We start from the raw sequence: 17,606 nt of genomic DNA, 5'->3' as shown, positions 1-17,606 counted from the left end.
ACGCTGATGCCGGTGATGACCAGCAGCAGCCAGAAGAACAACTTGTCCACGGCCTTGTTGTCCATACGGCGGCTGAAGCTGCGGCCCATGGTGCCGCCCACCACGCCGCCCACCACCATGGCGATGAGGACGGGCCACTCAAAGACGGGCACGCTCTGACCGATCACGGTGTTGAGGAAGCTGGCTCCCTGAGAAAACAGGATGACATACAGGGAGTTGAGTGCCGCCGTCTTGGAATCCATGGAAAAGAAGTAGTAGAGTACCGCCAGGTTAATGGGACCGCCGCCGATGCCCAGGAAGGAGGACAACACACCCAGGGCCAGGCCAATGATCACACAGGCCGCCCCGTTCTTCACATCCAGAGTGCGGATGCGGGGGCGGTTCAGAGTGTAGACCAGCACGCCCAGGGTGAGGAGGATCATCAGCACCTGCTGGGCCACCGAGACGGCGGAGCCGCCGGCGTCCTTCACGATGTCAAAGAGCTGCTTGCCCACAATGCCGCCCACGGCGGCGCCAATGGCCAGCAGGGTGCCCCGCCGGGGCTCCACCTTCACCTCGCCGCCGATGCTGCGCAGCATGGAGGTGATGGTCATGGCCAGCACGGTGCAGCCGGACAGAAAGCTGATGGTAGCCACCGGCAGGCCGGACACAGCGTCCAGCACCGGCTTGATGATGACGCCGCCTCCTACCCCGCTGATGCCTCCAATGGTAGTTGCCAGGATACAGACCAGGAAGTTAAAGAGGATCTGCATGGCGGCTTACCGCAGGGAGATAAACCGGCTGTCGTAAGCGCCCAGCAGGGGCTCGCAATAGGCCTTGAACTCGGGCTTGATGCTGGCGCCGTCCTGGCCGATCCATTCCAGGGGGAACTTCTTCTCGGCGTTGGCCACCTTCTCCAGGGGGATGAGGATGGTCTTGGAGGAGTAGGGGTTCCGGGTGGTCTCAAAGCCCACCATGAAGCCGGTCTTGCCCTCCACGGCGGAGCGGACGGCGCAGGCGCCGGCCTCCTCGGCCTCCTTCTGGTCGATCTCGGACATGAGGGCCACGCTGACCCGGCCCAGCAGGCCGGGCTTCTCGGACCGGGACTTCAGGCCGGTCTCCTGCATGATCATGTCGCTGAGGGCCTGAGCGGCGCCGCCGGGCACCTTGTGGCCGAAGCCGTCCACCACGCCGGAGTCGGCCACGGGGGAGCCGTCGGCATAGTGGATGCCCTCGGAGATGGTCACCAACAGGCCGCGGCCCTTGGCCCACTTCTCCTTGACGGCGGAGAGGAATTTCTCTTTGTCGAAGGCCACCTCGGGCAGATACACCAGATGCTCACAGGGCATCAGGTCGGCATACAGGGCGGAGGCGGCGGTGATCCAGCCGGCGTTGCGGCCCATCATCTCCATCACCACCACGTGGATGGGCAGAGCAGCCGCGTCCTGAGCCAGCTCCAAAGCGGAGACAGCGGCGTACTTGGCGGCGGAGCCGAAGCCGGGGCAGTGATCGGTGACGTCCAGATCGTTGTCGATGGTCTTGGGGATACCGATGACCCGCAGCTCATAGCCGGTCTCCACAGACAGGTTGTAGATCTTGTTGCAGGTATCCATGGAGTCGTTGCCGCCGTTGTAGAAGAAGTAGCGGATGTTGAACTTCTTGAAGCACTCCAGCACCGCAGGATAGTCGGCATCGGTGAGCTTGCGGCGGCAGGAGCCCAGGGCGGAAGCGGGGGTCTTGGCCAGCAGGGCCAGGTCCTCGTCGCTGAACTTGCCCAGGTCGATCAGGTCTCCGGCCAGGATGCCCTCAGCGCCGAAGCGGGCGCCGTAGATGATCTCGATCTCGCCGTGGGCCTTGGCCTCCCGCACAGCGCCCAGCAGGGAGCTGTTGATGACGGGGGTGGGGCCGCCGCCGTGGGCGATCAGCATATTTCCTTTCAGCATGACAGTGCCCTCCTTACACGTTGCTCAGATCGTCGTCCTTCATGCACAGATGGACGGCGCCCAGCTTGAAGGTCTGGGGCAGAGCCAGGATGTTGGGGTTGGGACCCACAAACTTCTTCTTGGCATCCTCCAGAGCCTCCTCAAAGGTGGCCCGGGTCTTCAGACCCATGCCGCGGGCAATGCCGGGCTCCTGAGCGCCCACAATGTAGATGGCGCTGGTGTTCATCTCGGCAATGTGGCCGCAGCTCATCATGGAGAAGCCGTGGAAGGGGTGGAAGGCGTTGCAGAAGCGGTACTTGCGGATATACTCCTGGTTGGTGGCAAAGTACTCGCCGTAGCGGTCCATATCGGGCAGGATGTTCATGTAGTCGTGCTGGAACATCTCATACAGCTCCCGCAGGTAGGGCCAGCGCTCGTCGTGGAAGTAGCCGTTGCAGATGGAGGAGCAGATGATAACGCAGTTGTCCTTCATGACCCGCTTGTGGCGGATGACCTGGGCGGACAGGGCCTGCATCATCTGGATGGGGTTGGTGCCCATGCCGTTGCCGTAGTGGAAGTTCTGGGGCATACCAAACACCATCACGTCGTACTTCTTCTCAGCGAAGGGCACGTAGGTGCGCTTGTTGGCGACCTTCCAGGACTCGGGCTGCATCACCTTGGCGTAGCCGGAGTAGATGGCGATCTGGCGGGAGTAGGTGTCCAGCACGGCGTCGCAGCAGAAGAAGGGGTGGCCCATCTTCTCCTCCATATGCATACCGATCTCGTCGAACTTGGTGCGCATCAGGGAGTGGCCGGACACGGGGGTGAAGTCGTCCCGGTGCATGACCTTGGGCACGTGGTGGCTGGCAATGCTCCGCCAGTGGGTGATGCCGGTGGCACAGTGCTTGTAGCCGCCGGAGTAGCCGCCGTAGGGGTTGCCCTGGGTGTGGCCGATGAGGATGGGAATGTCGCAGTCAAAGACATACTTGTTCATCAGCACCGGGTCGCCACGCTTGGTGGTGCCCAGGTCCACCATGTGCTCGTAGTCCTCGGAGTCATGGCTGGTGATCTGGTTGGTCCAGTAAAACTCGTTGAACAGCTCCTTCCCCAGGATCTGCTTCATCTCGGACACGGTGGCCCGGGGATGCAGGCCGTTGGAGAACATGAAGAGGATGTCCTTCTTCTCCACCCCGGCGGCATATAGCTCATCCAGGCAGGCCCGGATGGACACCTTCCGGTGGGAGGTGGGCTGACAGCCGCCCTTCACGATGTCGGGGATGACGAAAACCACCGTCTTGCCGGGGCCGGCCAGTTCCTTCAGAGGGGGCATACCCATGGGGTTGCGGATGGACTCCAGGGTGGCGTTGTACAGGCTGTCCCAGTCCTGGGGCAGGCACTCAGGATCGGGCACGGTGGTGCCGGGAATGAACACGTCGGTGTTGTCGGGCAGGTTGGCGCTCATCAGGCCGTGGCCGTATTCAAAATCAAGCTTCATGTGTGTTCTCCTTATTTCCCAAGATAGGTCTTGATGATCTCCAGATACTCGTCGGGGTAGAAGCCGATCTCCCCCTGGAACCGGGTCAGGGCGATGAGGCCGCCGTCGATCTCGTCGATGGAGGCCAGCATCTCGGCGTTGTCCACCTTCAGGCCGCCGCCGTACACCACGTCCAGGCCGCCGGTCTGCTCCTTGACAAACTTGGCGATCTTGGTGATATAGGGCTTGTCGGCGGGGGTCTTGCCGGGGCCGATGGACCAGATGGGCTCGTAGGCAATGACCACCTTGGAGGTGTCCACACCGTCCAGGCCGATCTTCAGCTGATCGCCCAGCACCTGCTGCCACTGCTCCTGCTCCTCGCTCTTCTCGCCGATGCAGTAGAGCACGGTCAGCCCCTGCTCGATGGCCAGCTTAATCTCCTGGTTGAGCAGGCGGTTGACGGCGGCGGTGTCGGTGACGCCGGCCTCAGCCAGCACGCCCATCTTATCGTTGCGCTCCTCGCAGTGGCCGATGATGGTGGAGGTACAACCCATGGCCTTGACGATGGAGGCGGGACGGTTGGTGGTGAAGGCGCCGAAGTTGCCGCCCACAGCGGTGTTCATGCGGTAGACGCTCTGGGAGCCCACCTGCACCGGGCTGTTCTCGCACTGGGCGGCCACAGCCCCCAGGATGTGGGCCTCGGGGAAGTACTGGACGAACTCCACCTCGGCGGGATCGTAGTGCTTCAGGCCCTCCTGGGTGTGCTCCACGATATACTTGCCCCAATCAGCCACAGGGGCGATGCGGTTGACGCCGCCGAACTCCACGGGCACATCGAACCGCTTCAGATTCAGATACAGATGCTTCATTCCGGCCACTCCTTACTTCTTGTAGAAGGCGATCATGTCCTCCAGGGACTTCTGCTCCACCAGAGGAGCCTTACCGTAGGAGCCGAAGTTGACGATCAGGGAGCCCACGGCCTCCTTCACGCCGGCCTCCACCCGGCTCATCAGCAGGGCCACGTCGTCGTCAGGCACGTTGCCGGTGAGGACGGTGTCCATGATGGGCGGGAAGAACACGCGGGGATCGAAGGCAGACTTCTTCTCCTCCAGCAGGGCGTACACGCCGCCGATGGAGGGGCTGGTGCGCAGTTCGGGCTGGTTGGCAAAGAGTTCCTTCATGTTGCGGGTGACGGCCAGACGGATGTCGGTGTCCACGTTGATCTTGCGGATGCCGCAGGGAATGGCGGCCATTAGCTCGTCCACGTTGATGCCGTAGGCGTTCTGGATGTCGCCGCCCAGGTCGTTGATCTCCTTGACGATGTACTGGGGCACGGTGGAGGAGCCGTGGGACACCAGGGCGCAGAAGATGCCCAGGCGGTTGATGCACTCCTTGATGGCGATGGGGATCTCACGGCGGAGCTTGGCATCCTTGCCCTTATTGGCGCCGTGCTGGGTGCCGTAGGAGATGGCCAGGGCGTCCACGCCGGTCTTCTGGATAAACTCCACGGCGTCCAGGGGGTTGGTGTAGGTGGAGGTGGCGGCGAACACATGGTCCTCCTGGCCGCCCAGCACGCCCAGCTCGCCCTCAACGGACACGCCCCGGGCGTGGGCATACTTGACCACCTCGCGGGTCAGCTCGATGTTCTGCTCCAGGGGCAGAGAGGAGCCGTCGATCATGACGGAGGTGTAACCGCCCTCGATGGCGGCCACGCAGGAGTCGAAGTCCTTGCCGTGGTCCAGGTGGAGTACCACGGGGATGGGGGAGTTCTCGCCGTACCTCTTCACGGCGTTGGCGATGTTGCGGGCGCCCTTCTTCTTGTCCTCCAGGGTGCCGTTGGCAAAGTCCACACGGCCGCCCATAAAGGCGTTGGCCAGGTCGGCGCCCTGCAGAATGGCGGGGGAACGGAAGGTCTCGTGCATCTCGATAACGGCCTTGGCCTGGGCCACGGCGTTCACGTTAAAAGCGCCCTGGGCGTAGTTGTGCTGCTCAGCGGCTTCCATCAAAGGTCTCAGGGGTACCAGCGGCATAGTAATTTCCTCCTTAATTCTCTCCAGCGTATACGTTGACGCCGGCCACATAGGTTGCAGTTACATTCAGATCTTGATCCAGAACCACCAGATCGGCGTCCTTGCCGGGGGCGATGGAGCCCTTCCGGTGGTCCATACCGATGAGGCGGGCGGGATTTGCGGTCAGCAGGGGAAGCACCTTTTCCACGCTCTCCCCGGTGAACTTCACCAGGTTTTTCAGGGCCTGACCGGTGGTCAGGGTGGAACCGGCCCGGACGCCACTCCCGGCCAGCTTGGCGTCGCCGTCCTCCACCACCACATCGTTGACCCCCAGCTTATAGTGTCCGTCGGGCAGGCCGGCGGCCTGGATGGAGTCGGTCACCGCCACCACCTTGTCCCAGCCCTTGCAGGCCAGGAGCATCCGGACGGAACCGGGATGCAGGTGGCGGCCGTCGCAGATGGCCTCGCAGCACACAGGGCGCTCTAGGACCGCGCCCATGATGCCGGGACGGTGCTGGTGGAACAGACCCATGGCGTTGAAGGTGTGGGTGCAGCAGGCGGCTCCCGCGTCGATGGCGGCGCAGGAGGTCTCATAGTCGGCGCCGGAGTGGCCGATGGCCACGGTGGTGTAACCGGCGATCTCCGCGATCATGTCCACCACGCCCTCCACCTCGGGAGAGACGGTAATGTAGCGCACCGCGCCCTCGGCGGCCTGCTGGTACTTGCGGAAGAGTTCGGCGCTCCCCTTTTGCAGCAGGTATTCAGGCATGGCGCCCTTATACTCCACCGACAGGAAGGGTCCTTCCAGATGGATGCCCATAAGCTGGGCTCCGGTAATGGGAGCCTTCATAGCGGCCTTGGCCTGGTCGATGCACCACAGGGTTTGCTCCGGCGTATCGGTGAGAATGGAGCACAGCCAGCCGGTGGTGCCGTTTTTGGCGAAGAACCGGCCGATCTTGGCCAGGTCCTCAGCGGTGGCAGCATTTACGTCCACGCCGTCGCCGCCGTGGGTGTGCAGGTCCAGGAAACCGGAGACCAGAAGCTTGCCGCCCAGGTCCACCACGTCATCGGCCTTGCCGCCGAATCCGGCGACCCGGCCGTCCTGCACCAGCAGGTCCACATCCTGGAACTGGCCGTCCACATAGACGCGGCCATTGGTAAAGAGGGTTCGTTTCATAGGTTACCTCAGAAGGGCTGGCCGGCGGCCAGGGCGTTGGTGAAGATGATGGCGTCGGGGTGGTTCTGCAGCAGGCTTGCGGGGAAATGAGCGGTCACCTCGCCGTAGGCGGCCTGACGGACCACGGAGCGGTGCCACTCACGGAACACGCCCAGGCGGACCTTGCGGGCCCCCAGGATCTGCTTGATACCGATGGTGACGGCACGGTGGGGCATGGCGTCGATGGCGCCGCAGCGGTCGCCGATGGCGTTGGCGGTACGGGTCTCGGGATTCAGGGACAGGGCCCGGGTGCCCTGAGCGGCAAACTCCTCGGCGGTCATGTCCTCACGGGACTCATTGAAGGCCAGATGGCCGTTGATGCCGATGCCGCCGAAGGCGATGTCCACACCGCCCAGCTCCTCGATGAGGCGATCCACATAGCCGGGGTCGGCGGGGTTGGGGAACACCCGCTGCTCGGGGGGCATGAGCAGCTCCTCATCGATCTGGGTGTACACAGTGCGCTCCATGAAGCCACGGAAGGACAGGGGACTCTCCTTGTCGATGTAGGTGTCGTCGTCATTGAGATACTCGTCCATGTTGATGAACCAGCAGTTCTTCAGGCTGATCCGGTCCCGGTTCACCAGGCGGACAAAGATGGGATACTGGCCCACCGGGCCCACGGGGCAGATAAAGACGGTCTTTTCGCCCTTCTCATTGTGAGCCTTGATGGTGTTGACCATCTCCATGGCGATCTCATAGAACACCTCGCCGGAGTCCCCCAGCTTAACCACGGGAATCTTGGCGTCTTTGCCCAGGTCCTGGGCGGAAATGTGATAATAGTCCATGTGGATCTTCCTTTCTATGACGGTATGTCAATGCTTAAAACAGATGGGTCACGTTCAGGTCCCGGATGGTATCCACGATCTCCCTGGTGCGGGTGCAGCCGAACTTCCGCAGCAGGCTCTTGATCTGAGTCTTGACGGTGACGACCTCCACACACCGCTGGGCGGCAATCTCCTTGATCTTCTTGTCCTCCAGCAGCAGCCGCACCAGGTCCCGCTCGGCGGCGGTGAGCTGGGAAACTGTGCTGATGAAGAAGAGCAGGGACCGCTCTGAGGTACGCAGGCGGGAATACTCCTTGAGCAGCAGGTTCTGGATCTTGCCGTCCAGCATGGCCTGGCCGGCATAGGCGCTGCGGATGTGCTGGAGCAGCTCGGCGTCCTCGCAGCCCTTGACGATGTAATCCACCGCCCCCGCGCCCATGGAGGTGAGGATCATGTTGTCGGTCTCGTGGGCGGTGAGGAAGAGGACCTTGGCCTCCGGCTTTTTCTCCAGGATGTGCTCGGTGGCCTGGATGCCGGCGGTAGTGGTCTCCATCTCAATATCCATAAGAACGAGATCGAAGTCGGTCTCCAGGGCCAGAGCCTCGATCTCCTTTCCGCTGGCGGCGCTGCCCACCACGGTCATATCTTCCTGTTGGTTGAGGACGTCGCACAGATCCTCCCGGATCAGCTCAAAGTCCTCTGCGACCAAAATGCGTATCATGCTTTTTTCCTCCCTGCCTCGGCTGGGCGGTACCATAGCGGGGCAGCAGGACGAAGAAGGAGGCTCCTCCCTCCGGCCGGTTCTCCACCCGCAGGGAACCCAGGTGGCTGCGCACGATGGTACGAACATGGTACAATCCCATGCCCCAGTTGAAATTGCTGTTCTTGCTGGAATAGAAGGGCTCAAAGATGTGTTTGAACTCCTCCGCCTTGATGCCGGGCCCATGGTCCTTGACCTCCAGGACGGTATACAGCCGCTCCTGGTGACTGAGCAGCTCCACCGGTCTGGCCTCCTCGTAACCGATGGTGGCCTCCCAGGCGTTGGTGAGCAGATTATACAGGGCCTCGCTGAGGTAATTCTCATCGGCCAGTACCTGGATCTCCCGGTCCATCAGCAGCCGTACCCGTCCGTCCGGGTACTTCTTGTGGAACCGGTCCACCGTGATCTCCTCCAGCCGGCCCAGCTTCACCGGCACCAGCCGCACCGATTTGGCCTTGACCGTGCGGTAGAGTTCCTCCGAGCGGCCGATCAGCAGCTCGTTGTTGTCGCACAGGCTGTCGGCGTAGCCCCGCACCTTGTCCAGGTCTGGCCCCTCCTTCTGCAGCTCCGCCCGGATGCGCTTGTAGAGCACCCGGTTGGCCAACAGCTGGTTCTTGATGCTGTGGACAAAGACCGAGGCGCCGGTGCGGGCCACATCGAACTTGCGCTCCAGCACCACCTCATCCCGGTCGGATACAAAGCTGGTCTGGGTGTAACGCAGCAGGCTGCCCAGGCCCAGGATACCGCACACCAGGTTGACTACCACCAGCACCACATAGCCCCCTACACTGAGGGCAAACTGGAGGTAGCCCACACCTTTGATCCAGGTGTAGTCATAGCTGTAGAACCGGTAGATCTGCCCCGGGTCCTGGCCGCAGTATATCACATACAGAGTGGCCAGCGCCACCAGAGAGATGACGATGGGCAGAAACTTCCGCCGGGAAAAATGCATGGTGGTGGAGCAATATTCCACAACCAGCAGGCCTACCGCCAGCGCCACATAGCACATGACCCAGATATAAGAGAACTGGACCAGCACGTCCTTGGCTGCCGGCACCTTCATCACCAGGCTCCGATACACACTGGGGTAATAGAGCACCAGGGAAACAATAGGCAGCACCAGCACCAGCTTCCGGACCAGCGGCGCTTTCCGCAGGGCGGAGAGCATGGAGTACTGAAAGGCCATCTCCAGCAGGAACAGCGGGAACAGATAGCGGCCCAGGGCCACAATGTAGCCCAGCTGTCCCAGGGTAACAAAGCGGTACTGCACCCAGATCCGAATCTTCTGGTTGAAAAACAGAAAGTTCATGACCTCCTGGGACAGACCGCCCTTCTTGGCAATAAAGACCATCAGCCCCACGAAATAGACCGTAAGGCTCAGGCACAGCCCCACCAATAACAGGGACTCCAGATTCTTTTTGACACACAGCACCAGAATGGAGCCAATGAGTAGCCCCACGGCCAGCAACAGAAGCATAGCCTGTCCTCCTCCAGTTGTGGTTTCCGGTGCTATTGTATCCGCTCATTCCGGCTTTGTAAAGAATCTGTTTACATGGGAAAGGGGCGGCGGCGGTATTCCGCCGCCGCCCCTCCTGGGGTCACATTAGTAGTTGCCGGCCTCGGTCATCAGATCGAAGTCCACGTAATCCTCGACGGGGCAGACATCCTCTTCGGTGATGGAGCCGCCGTCCAGCAGGTTCTTCTGCTGCAGCTCGTAGTAGCCCTTGACGGTGCCGTCGGCCACGCCGTCCACCACTTCCTTGCCGGTGAGCCAGTCGGCGTCGCCGCGCTGATTGTACATGGTGTCATAGTCCAGAGCGGCCTTAGTGGCGCACCACTGAGCAACCTCGTCATGATGCTCGTCAGCAGCGTAATCCATAGCCTTCATCAGAGCGCGGACAAAGCGAACGGCCACGTCGCGGTTCTCTTCCAGATACTTGGGGGTGGCGATCCAGCTGGCCAGGGACACGGTGGTGTCGGAGAAGGTCATGTTGTCGGCCAGCTTGGTGGTGCCCTCCATGCCCTCCAGGATGGTCAGGCTGTTGGGGGACCAGGTGGCGCAGGCGTCCACGCCGCCGGACATCATAGCAGTCACGATGGAGGGAGCGTCCATGTCCATAGCCTGGATGTCATCCATGGTCATGTTGTGAGCAGTCAGAGCGTTGCGCAGGATATCCTCGCTGGAGGTGCCGGAGGAGTAGGCCACGACCTTACCCTTCAGGTCCTCCACGGTGCTGATGCCAGGGCCGCCGATGAGGGCGTCGCCGTTGGAGATGTGGGACAGAGCGATGATGGTGGCGTTGCCCTGGACGCACAGCTTATGAGCGCCCTGGCCGATGTAGCCGAAGTTCACGGAGCCGTTCTCCATGGCGGCGATGATGGTGGGGCCGTCCTCGAACTGGGTCAGGGTGACGTTCAGGCCCTCTTCCTCAAAGAAGCCCTTCTCCTTGGCGGTCATCAGGCTCCACAGGCCGCCGTAGTTGGGCATATAGCCCACATTGATATCAACAGTCTCAACAGTGGGGGTCTCGGAGTTTCCGGCGGGAGTGCCGGTGTTGCCGGAGGGGGTGCTGGTGGTTTCGCCGCCGCCGCAGGCAGCCAGAGCGCCGCCCAGCATGGCCACGGCCAGGAGCATGGCAAGAAACTTCTTCACGTTCATTTCCTCCTATTTAATAGTTTGGGGTTCTTTTCCTCTATTGCAACGGCCAGTGCCGTTCCAACCTGATTACTTACGGACCTCCAGATACTCCTGGTACACCTGGCTCCAGATCTCGTTCTTCAGCTCCAGGAAGCGAGGAGTCATCTTGGTCTCCTGAGTACGGGGATAGGGGATGTCGATGTCGATGATGGACTTGATGCGGCCGGGACGGGCGGACATGATGATGACCTTCTGGGCCAGGATGATGGCCTCCTCTACATCGTGGGTGATGAAGAAGCAGGTCTTGCGGTCCTTCTCCCAGGTCTCCAGCAGCTCGGTCTGCAGCTGGGTACGGGTCTGGGCGTCCAGGGCGCCGAAGGGCTCGTCCATCAGCAGCACCTCGGGGTCAGCGGCGTAGGCGCGGGCGATGGCCACGCGCTGCTTCATGCCGCCGGACAGCTCCTTGGGATAGTGGTCGGCAAACTTGGTCAGATCCACCTTCTCCAGGTACTTCATGGCCAGATCCTCGGCCTCTTTGCCCTTGATGCCCTTCATCTCCAGAGCGAACATGACGTTCTTCTTCACGGTGAGCCAGGGGAACAGGGCGTACTGCTGGAAGACCACGCCGCGCTCGGTGCCGGTACCGGTGACCTTCTTGCCTTTGCAGTAGACAGCGCCGGAAGTGGCCTCGTGGAGGCCGGCGATGATGTTGAGCAGGGTAGACTTACCACAGCCGGAGGGGCCTACCACGCAGATGAATTCGTTCTCATAGATGTCCAGGTCCACCCCGTTCAGGGCCACCATCTCGCCGTTGCGGGTATTGTATACCTTGCGGACGTTATCGATCTTGACGATCAGATTTCTCTCTTCTCCTGCCATCCCGTCAGCTTCCTTTCCAAGAATTTGATGATTTTTTCAAGAGTAATACCGATGATGCCGATGATGATGACGTAGGCCAGCATGGGGGCCGAGTCAAAGGTGTTGTTGAGGGAACGGATGCGCATACCCAGGCCGGCCATAGCGCCGGTGGATTCGGCTGCGATCAGGGTGGTCAGAGCGACGGAAGCACCCAGCCGGACAGCGGTGAGGATGAAGGGCAGGGTGGCGGGGGTAATGACCCGAACGAAGATGTCCTTGTCGGTGGCGCCCAGCACCCGGGCGGCCTTGATGAGGGTCTCATCCACGTTGATCACGCCCTGATAGATGGTCACGCACATGATGAGGAAGCAGGCGATGGTAATCACGATCACCTGGGGCAGCCGGCCCACGCCGGCGCAGATCACGATCAGAGGCACATAGGCCAGAGGGGGGATGTTACGGATGAACTGAATCCAGGGCTCCAGGATGTTGCGCACCGGCACATACCAGGCCATCAGGATGGCCACGGGCAGGGCGATGACAAAGCCGATGGCGTAACCCATTGCCACGGAGATCAAGCTGCTGCTCAGGTCCTGCCAGAACACGCCGCGCTCCACCATGGTCATGAGACCCTGAATGGTCACCACCACGTTGGGGAAAGCGCGGGACGTCTGGGGAATGATGGACATGATGTACCAAACCAGCATGGCCACGGCAAAGGAGATGAGCAGCCAGACTTTTGGCGGGATCCGGCTGGCAAGGGACTGTTTCTTGTTTTCCATTCTCTTCGCTCCTTCTTACGATTGATCCGACGTACGCAAGGTTGGGATAAGCAGCCCCGCACTTAGGATAACATTAGTATAAAACCTTTTGATAAAAAGAAAAGTATGAAATTTCATCATCCCTTTCCATCCTCTATTTCTCTACTGCAAGCCTTTGACCTCCTGTGAATCATTATAGAAAATCTATAGGAGTTATATGTTTTTTCGCTTACTCCTACAAAGATGCAGAATTTTCCAGTTTTCCCTTGAACCAGGTAATTCCTTCGGTTATAATTGCCGCTTTGCACCAACGGATTTCCCGCTTTGTGTAACCGCGCGGCACTTCATTGTGCGTAACGTCTATTACAATTTGTATTACAAGAAAGGAAGGTTGACCATTTTGATGCACTCACGTCGCGTCATCTCCGGCCTGCTCAGTCTGGCTATGATGGTAGGTCCCTGTACTGCCTGGCTTCCAGCTGCCGCTGCGGCCAACCGGCAGGAGGAGAATTCCGCACAGCGGGCAGTGCAGACCCCCACGGGTTCCATTGCCCTTACCCTGGCTTTTGACCTGCCCCAACGGGCGGACGAGGTACAAAGCCGGGACATCCGGCTCAATTTGACAGGCGGCGGCAAGAACATTACCGTCTCCCTGAAAGACGGCTCGGCCACCGGCGCGGCCGGACTGTCCGTTTCGGCAGAGGCCCGGAACACATTAGGCGCGCCCTTGACCACCGAGGCTCGGATCGGCGCCTATTATGCCGTCGTTTCCGGTCTGCCTCTGGGCGACTACACCATGACCGTCACCGGCGCAGGCTACACCGCTTGCACCACCTCCGTGACCTTGCAGGACTATTCTCAGCATGTGTTGATGAGTACCGCCGACGGTTCCTTCGCCCTGGGCGATGTGGACGGGGACGGCGACGTCACCCGGGCTGATCTGGCCGCTCTGGACCAGCAGCTGGGCCTGACCGACGATCTAGACACCTACGACCTCAATGGCGATGGCGTGGTGGATGTGACCGACCTGTCTTATATCAATAAGACGGCGGACATATCCGGCTCACCCCGGGTCTTCTCCACCGCCGCCATCGTGTCCCCCACGGTGGAAGCCAACCATCTGATCGTGGAGGGCAGCGTCTCCGACCTGTTCACCGGGGAGACTGCCGTCACCCTCAAGCCGGTGGAGGACGCCTCCGAGCTGTCTATTCCCATTACCCTGGACAAGCCTACCGAAATGAGTGAGATCTCCATCACCTCGCCCAGCGTGGAGGGCGCCATCCAGGCCGGTACCGCCCTTGTGACCACGGAGGACGGCGAAACCTTGACCGTTCCCTTTGATGTCTCTGCCCCCGAGGGGGTACACGCCATCAGCCGGGTGGCCGGTCAGAATGTGGTGACCATCAACCTGGGTAAGAAGGTTCCGGTCAAGAAGGTCACCATCACCGTCACCAAGGTGGAGGGCCAGACCGGCGGCAAGCCGGAGTTTGCCACCGTTACCCAGATTGAATTTATTAAGGACATCGTATCCGACGAGGCCAAGGCGGACACCCAGGTGAAGGGCCTGGCCGCCACTGCGGGAGACGGCACGGTCACTCTGGTCTGGGACAGTCTGCCCAACGTCACCGGCTACACGGTAAACTACGGCACCGGCAAAAACGCCCTGAACAAGAGCGCCGGTACCGGCGTCAACCGCATTACCCTCTCCGACCTGGAAAACAACACCACCCACTACTTCCAGGTCACCGCCGTCAGCGGCGACTGGAGCGGCACGCCCTCCTCCATCCTGGCCGCCACCCCTCTGCCCGCCAGCGTCCCCGGCGCCCCCTCCAACCTGAAGGTGGAGGCCGCCGACGGCGCTCTGCGTCTGAGCTGGAGCAAGGCCAAGGACGCTACCTACTATCAGGTCTTTTACCGGCAGGCCGGCGGCCAGTTCCAGGCCTGGGGCGGCAATACCGCTTCCACCGGCGCGGTCATTACCGGCCTGACCAACGGGGTGGAGTACGAGGTGGCGGTAAAGGCCGGCAACCTCCATGGCACCGGTCCCCTCTCCGCTACCGCCGCAGGCGTTCCGGAGAAGGAGGGGTTTGAGATGCCCGCGCTGCCCGGGGCCAACCGCATCGATAACGGCGAGATTACCTCCATTGTCATGGCTGACCCCAGCAATGTGAACTGGAGTATGTGCCCCAACTTCAACGTCAAGACCGACCTGACCGACGGCGACCCCAATACCTACTGGATCGCCAACAACTACTGGTACAACAGCAGCATTACCTATACCTTTGACGATACCCACAGCATGAACTATCTGCTGTTGGTACCCTATCTGGACAGCGCCTACAAAAACCGCATTACCAACTATACCGTCACTCTGAAGGGAGAGGACGGCCAAGTGCTGGCCACTTATTTCCAGGAAGGGGTCAATATTACCGCCGGCAATTACTATATCGTCTCCTTCCCCGAGACCGAGGGCGTCAAGAGTCTTACCCTGGCTCTGGGTGAAAAGACCGGCGGTCCCCGTGTCAGCATTTCCGAGATTGCCTTCTATGACAGCGACACCCTTTCCACAGACATTGCCGCCCTCTTTACTGACGGCACCTTTACAACCCTGAAGGGCGGCGTGGAGATGGATGATATCGACGCCCTCCGGGTCCGGCTGTCCGCCATGAGCAGCTATTATCTGGACCGCGCCCGGCTTCAGGATGAGCTGGACCTTGCCCAGGCCCTGCTGGAGCATAACGCCGATGCGCTGGGCCTGGTGAAAAGCGACTTCCAGAGCCGCAGCGCCTCCGCTGCCGCCGACCAGGCCGCCGGCCAGAGCGCCAGCGACCTGCAGCCTCTGGGCGTCACCGCCCGGGCCGGCGCCACCGTAGCCATCTACGCCCAGCTGCCCGATGACGCCACCGTCTATGTGGTACCAACCCAGTTCTACGGTGAGTCCGGCATATGGAAGGGTACTCCCGTGGCCCTGAAGAACGGCCGCAACTACATCACCGTGGAGAAGATCGGCTCCCTTACCGACACTCGGGGCGGTATGCTCTACCTGACCTACAGCGGCAGCCATCCCCAGCAGATCAAGCTCCAGATCCGTGGGGACAGCAATGTGTACGCCATGCCTGTGCTGGAACTGTCCGGCTGGTATACCATGGGCGAATCGGCCCGCAAGGACGCCATCCGGATCTATGTTCAGGAGCTGTCCGCCCTGGTAAACAGCCTGTCTGCCGCCGGTCTGACCACCAACATCCGCAACGCCACCGAGATCTCCACCCCCAGCGTACTGCTCTCCCTCCCCGCCGACCAGGCCCTGGCCGGTCTGAAGGGGGTGGGCAATGATGAGGATGCCATGGTGGAAGCCATGTACCAGAATGTTCTGGCCTGGGAGGAGGAGCTGTTCATCGCCAACAAGGTTCAGGGCATCGTTGACTCTGACGCCGCCCTGACCGGCTATACCTATCCCATGACCACCCGTCAGAACATCCGCTATATGCGCATGTTCCCCGGGGCATTCATGTACGCCGCCGGCAACCACATCGGCGTGGAGTACGGCTCCACCTCCGCCCTGGTCCAGGGCAAGCCCACCTCCGTCACCGGTGCAGGCCGGGCCAACGGCCTGTTTGGCTGGGGTATCGCCCACGAAATCGGCCACAACATGGACAAGCTGGGTCGGGCCGAGATTACCAACAACCTCTACTCCCTGGCCCTCCAGGCCTGGGACGGCTCCGCCATGACCGTGAACACCCGCCTCACCGAGGACGGGCGTTGGGAGCAGATCTTTGACAAGGTGGCCCAGGGCCGCCCCGGCGCCGCCAACAACGTGTTCGTGCAGCTGGGGATGTACTGGCAGCTCCACCTGGCCTACGATGAGGCCGACCAGCCCCTGGCCTTCTACAACGCCTTCTTCAAGGCCTGGAAGTCGGGCGCCTACAGCGGCTACTCCTACGACGAGCGGGTGGCCCTCATCGCCTCCCAGGTGGCCCACCGCAACCTGACCGAGTTCTTTACCCGCTGGGGCATGACCCTCAGCGACGGCGTCAAGGACATCCTGAACGACTATCCCGCCGAGGAGCGTGCCATCTGGTACCTGAACGACGCCTCCCGCACCTACCGGCTCCAGAGCGGCACCGCCGCGGTTGGCACCGCCTCTGTCACCGCCTCTGTCACCGAATCCAAGGTGACCCTGACCATCAGCCACACCGACAGCGGCAAGATTCTGGGCTATGAGATCCGCCGCAACGGCACCCCCATCGCCTTTACCACCGAGACCACTTATGTGGACGACCTGGGGGCCGCCAACAACCTGACCTACACCTACACCGTGGTACCCGTGGACAAGCTGGGCCATGGGGGTACCGAGGCCAAGAGCAACGAGGTCCGGGTAGCCTACGACAAGGCCATCAGCGCCGACCTGTACACCCTGACCCGTGCCGAGGACGGCACCATTACCATTACCATGAAGGACGGCGCGGCCATTCCCGTCACCGGTATCAAGGTGACCGGCAGCGACCTGTCCGGCAGCTACACCGTGAAGGTGAAGGCTGACGCCGAGGCGGAGGATTGGACCACCGCCAAGACCGGCACTCTGTCTGAGGACACTGTGGTGGCCTACTTCAACAAGCCCGGCGTGGGCCCCGAGGACACCCGCATCTGGACCTACGACGCCGCCGTGGTGTAGATCACCGGCATCCCCGCCGACGCCTCGGTTGCCCTGCTGGACTACCCCGGCGACCGGGTGGACTTCTACGAGGGCGCCACTGTGGGCATTCTCAAGGATGCCTACGACGACATTCCCGCCGGTACCCTGGTGATCCTTGGCACCTACCGGGGCGACCCCGTGTACAACTATGTGGAGATCGAGGCCCGGTACAGCACCACCCCCGAGGCCGGTGAGGTGACCACCATTGAGCGGGCCATGAACGGCGAGTTCTACCTGCTGGCCGAGATCCCCGCCGATGGCGCGGTGAGCGACACCAGCGACGGCTTCTTCCTCTTCGTCCCCGACCTGGAGGCGGAGGCCGCCCTCAACGCCCAGAGCGGCGTCACCGATCCCTACCCCCTGGAGATCCGGGCCAACTTCTACCGCACCGACGAGCCCAATAGCGCCGACAAGAAGCGCCTGACCAGTCAGACCCTGTGGCTCAGCTTCCCCGAGGGCGGCGACGAGGAGGACCAGGTCGCCCTGCCTGTCATTGAGCTGAAAAGCGATTTGAGTCAAACGAAAGGATGAA

General features: G+C 61.5%; 14 protein-coding genes. 2 read left to right on the top strand and 12 right to left on the bottom strand.

What is annotated here, in order from left to right:
- From Q0K43_RS00805 to Q0K43_RS00750, 12 genes are all read right to left on the bottom strand, one after another.
- The coding region (locus Q0K43_RS00805) for a sulfite exporter TauE/SafE family protein (protein ID WP_297288669.1) at positions 1–752 on the bottom strand (752 nt) is incomplete at its 3' end.
- 6 nt (positions 753–758) lie between these two features.
- Positions 759–1,922, bottom strand: a complete 1,164-nt coding sequence (locus Q0K43_RS00800) for a 6-phosphofructokinase (RefSeq protein WP_297288668.1) — start codon at positions 1,920–1,922, stop codon at positions 759–761.
- Between the two features lie 13 nt (positions 1,923–1,935).
- Positions 1,936–3,396: a lactate racemase domain-containing protein gene (locus tag Q0K43_RS00795; protein ID WP_297288667.1), complete on the bottom strand. Its 1,461-nt coding sequence runs from the start codon at positions 3,394–3,396 to the stop codon at positions 1,936–1,938.
- Between the two features lie 11 nt (positions 3,397–3,407).
- Complete coding sequence (locus Q0K43_RS00790) at positions 3,408–4,244, bottom strand: triose-phosphate isomerase (protein ID WP_297288666.1); 837 nt, start codon at positions 4,242–4,244, stop codon at positions 3,408–3,410.
- 12 nt (positions 4,245–4,256) lie between these two features.
- Positions 4,257–5,405 (bottom strand): class II fructose-bisphosphate aldolase, encoded by a 1,149-nt coding sequence (locus tag Q0K43_RS00785; protein WP_297288665.1) that lies wholly within the window; start codon positions 5,403–5,405, stop codon positions 4,257–4,259.
- Positions 5,406–5,418: 13 nt separating this feature from the next.
- Positions 5,419–6,561, bottom strand: coding sequence for an N-acetylglucosamine-6-phosphate deacetylase (gene nagA / locus Q0K43_RS00780; protein ID WP_297288664.1), 1,143 nt, complete (start codon positions 6,559–6,561; stop codon positions 5,419–5,421).
- 8 nt (positions 6,562–6,569) lie between these two features.
- Complete coding sequence (locus Q0K43_RS00775) at positions 6,570–7,385, bottom strand: glucosamine-6-phosphate isomerase (RefSeq protein WP_297288663.1); 816 nt, start codon at positions 7,383–7,385, stop codon at positions 6,570–6,572.
- Positions 7,386–7,419: 34 nt separating this feature from the next.
- A complete protein-coding gene (locus Q0K43_RS00770; RefSeq protein ID WP_297288662.1) occupies positions 7,420–8,085 on the bottom strand; it encodes a response regulator transcription factor in 666 nt (221 codons plus the stop codon).
- The gene (locus Q0K43_RS00765; protein WP_297288661.1) at positions 8,054–9,601 is read right to left on the bottom strand and encodes a sensor histidine kinase; all 1,548 of its coding nucleotides are present in this window, start codon (positions 9,599–9,601) and stop codon (positions 8,054–8,056) included. Before Q0K43_RS00765 ends, Q0K43_RS00770 begins: the two co-directional genes overlap by 32 nt.
- Before the next feature lie 126 nt (positions 9,602–9,727).
- On the bottom strand, positions 9,728–10,777 hold the full coding sequence (locus tag Q0K43_RS00760) for an ABC transporter substrate-binding protein (RefSeq protein WP_297288660.1): 1,050 nt from the start codon (positions 10,775–10,777) through the stop codon (positions 9,728–9,730).
- A 72-nt stretch (positions 10,778–10,849) separates the two neighbouring features.
- Positions 10,850–11,641 (bottom strand): ABC transporter ATP-binding protein, encoded by a 792-nt coding sequence (locus Q0K43_RS00755; RefSeq protein ID WP_087189381.1) that lies wholly within the window; start codon positions 11,639–11,641, stop codon positions 10,850–10,852.
- The gene (locus Q0K43_RS00750) at positions 11,617–12,402 is read right to left on the bottom strand and encodes an ABC transporter permease (RefSeq protein ID WP_297288659.1); all 786 of its coding nucleotides are present in this window, start codon (positions 12,400–12,402) and stop codon (positions 11,617–11,619) included. Before Q0K43_RS00750 ends, Q0K43_RS00755 begins: the two co-directional genes overlap by 25 nt.
- 382 nt (positions 12,403–12,784) lie before the next feature.
- Here Q0K43_RS00750 and Q0K43_RS00745 point away from each other — a divergent pair, with 382 nt between their 5' ends.
- Positions 12,785–17,053 (top strand): M60 family metallopeptidase, encoded by a 4,269-nt coding sequence (locus Q0K43_RS00745; RefSeq protein WP_297288658.1) that lies wholly within the window; start codon positions 12,785–12,787, stop codon positions 17,051–17,053.
- Positions 17,054–17,134: 81 nt separating this feature from the next.
- Entirely contained in the window at positions 17,135–17,605 is a 471-nt protein-coding gene (locus Q0K43_RS00740; RefSeq protein WP_297288657.1) for a hypothetical protein, read from the top strand.
- Position 17,606: the final 1 nt, after the last annotated feature.

This window comes from uncultured Flavonifractor sp., assembly GCF_944383115.1.
Classification (GTDB): Bacteria; Bacillota; Clostridia; order Oscillospirales; family Oscillospiraceae; genus Flavonifractor.
This window is presented reverse-complemented; position numbering and strand designations above follow the sequence as displayed.

What these genes read in the sequence shown, in the direction of transcription:
- Q0K43_RS00755 (WP_087189381.1), bottom strand. Translation starts at nt 11,641, where the DNA reads ATGGCAGGAGAAGAGAGAAATCTGATCGTCAAGATCGATAACGTCCGC.
- Q0K43_RS00785 (WP_297288665.1), bottom strand. Translation starts at nt 5,405, where the DNA reads ATGCCGCTGGTACCCCTGAGACCTTTGATGGAAGCCGCTGAGCAGCAC.
- Q0K43_RS00765 (WP_297288661.1), bottom strand. Translation starts at nt 9,601, where the DNA reads ATGCTTCTGTTGCTGGCCGTGGGGCTACTCATTGGCTCCATTCTGGTG.
- nagA (WP_297288664.1), bottom strand. Translation starts at nt 6,561, where the DNA reads ATGAAACGAACCCTCTTTACCAATGGCCGCGTCTATGTGGACGGCCAG.
- Q0K43_RS00800 (WP_297288668.1), bottom strand. Translation starts at nt 1,922, where the DNA reads ATGCTGAAAGGAAATATGCTGATCGCCCACGGCGGCGGCCCCACCCCC.
- Q0K43_RS00770 (WP_297288662.1), bottom strand. Translation starts at nt 8,085, where the DNA reads ATGATACGCATTTTGGTCGCAGAGGACTTTGAGCTGATCCGGGAGGAT.
- Q0K43_RS00750 (WP_297288659.1), bottom strand. Translation starts at nt 12,402, where the DNA reads ATGGAAAACAAGAAACAGTCCCTTGCCAGCCGGATCCCGCCAAAAGTC.
- Q0K43_RS00790 (WP_297288666.1), bottom strand. Translation starts at nt 4,244, where the DNA reads ATGAAGCATCTGTATCTGAATCTGAAGCGGTTCGATGTGCCCGTGGAG.
- Q0K43_RS00795 (WP_297288667.1), bottom strand. Translation starts at nt 3,396, where the DNA reads ATGAAGCTTGATTTTGAATACGGCCACGGCCTGATGAGCGCCAACCTG.
- Q0K43_RS00775 (WP_297288663.1), bottom strand. Translation starts at nt 7,385, where the DNA reads ATGGACTATTATCACATTTCCGCCCAGGACCTGGGCAAAGACGCCAAG.
- Q0K43_RS00745 (WP_297288658.1), top strand. Translation starts at nt 12,785, where the DNA reads ATGCACTCACGTCGCGTCATCTCCGGCCTGCTCAGTCTGGCTATGATG.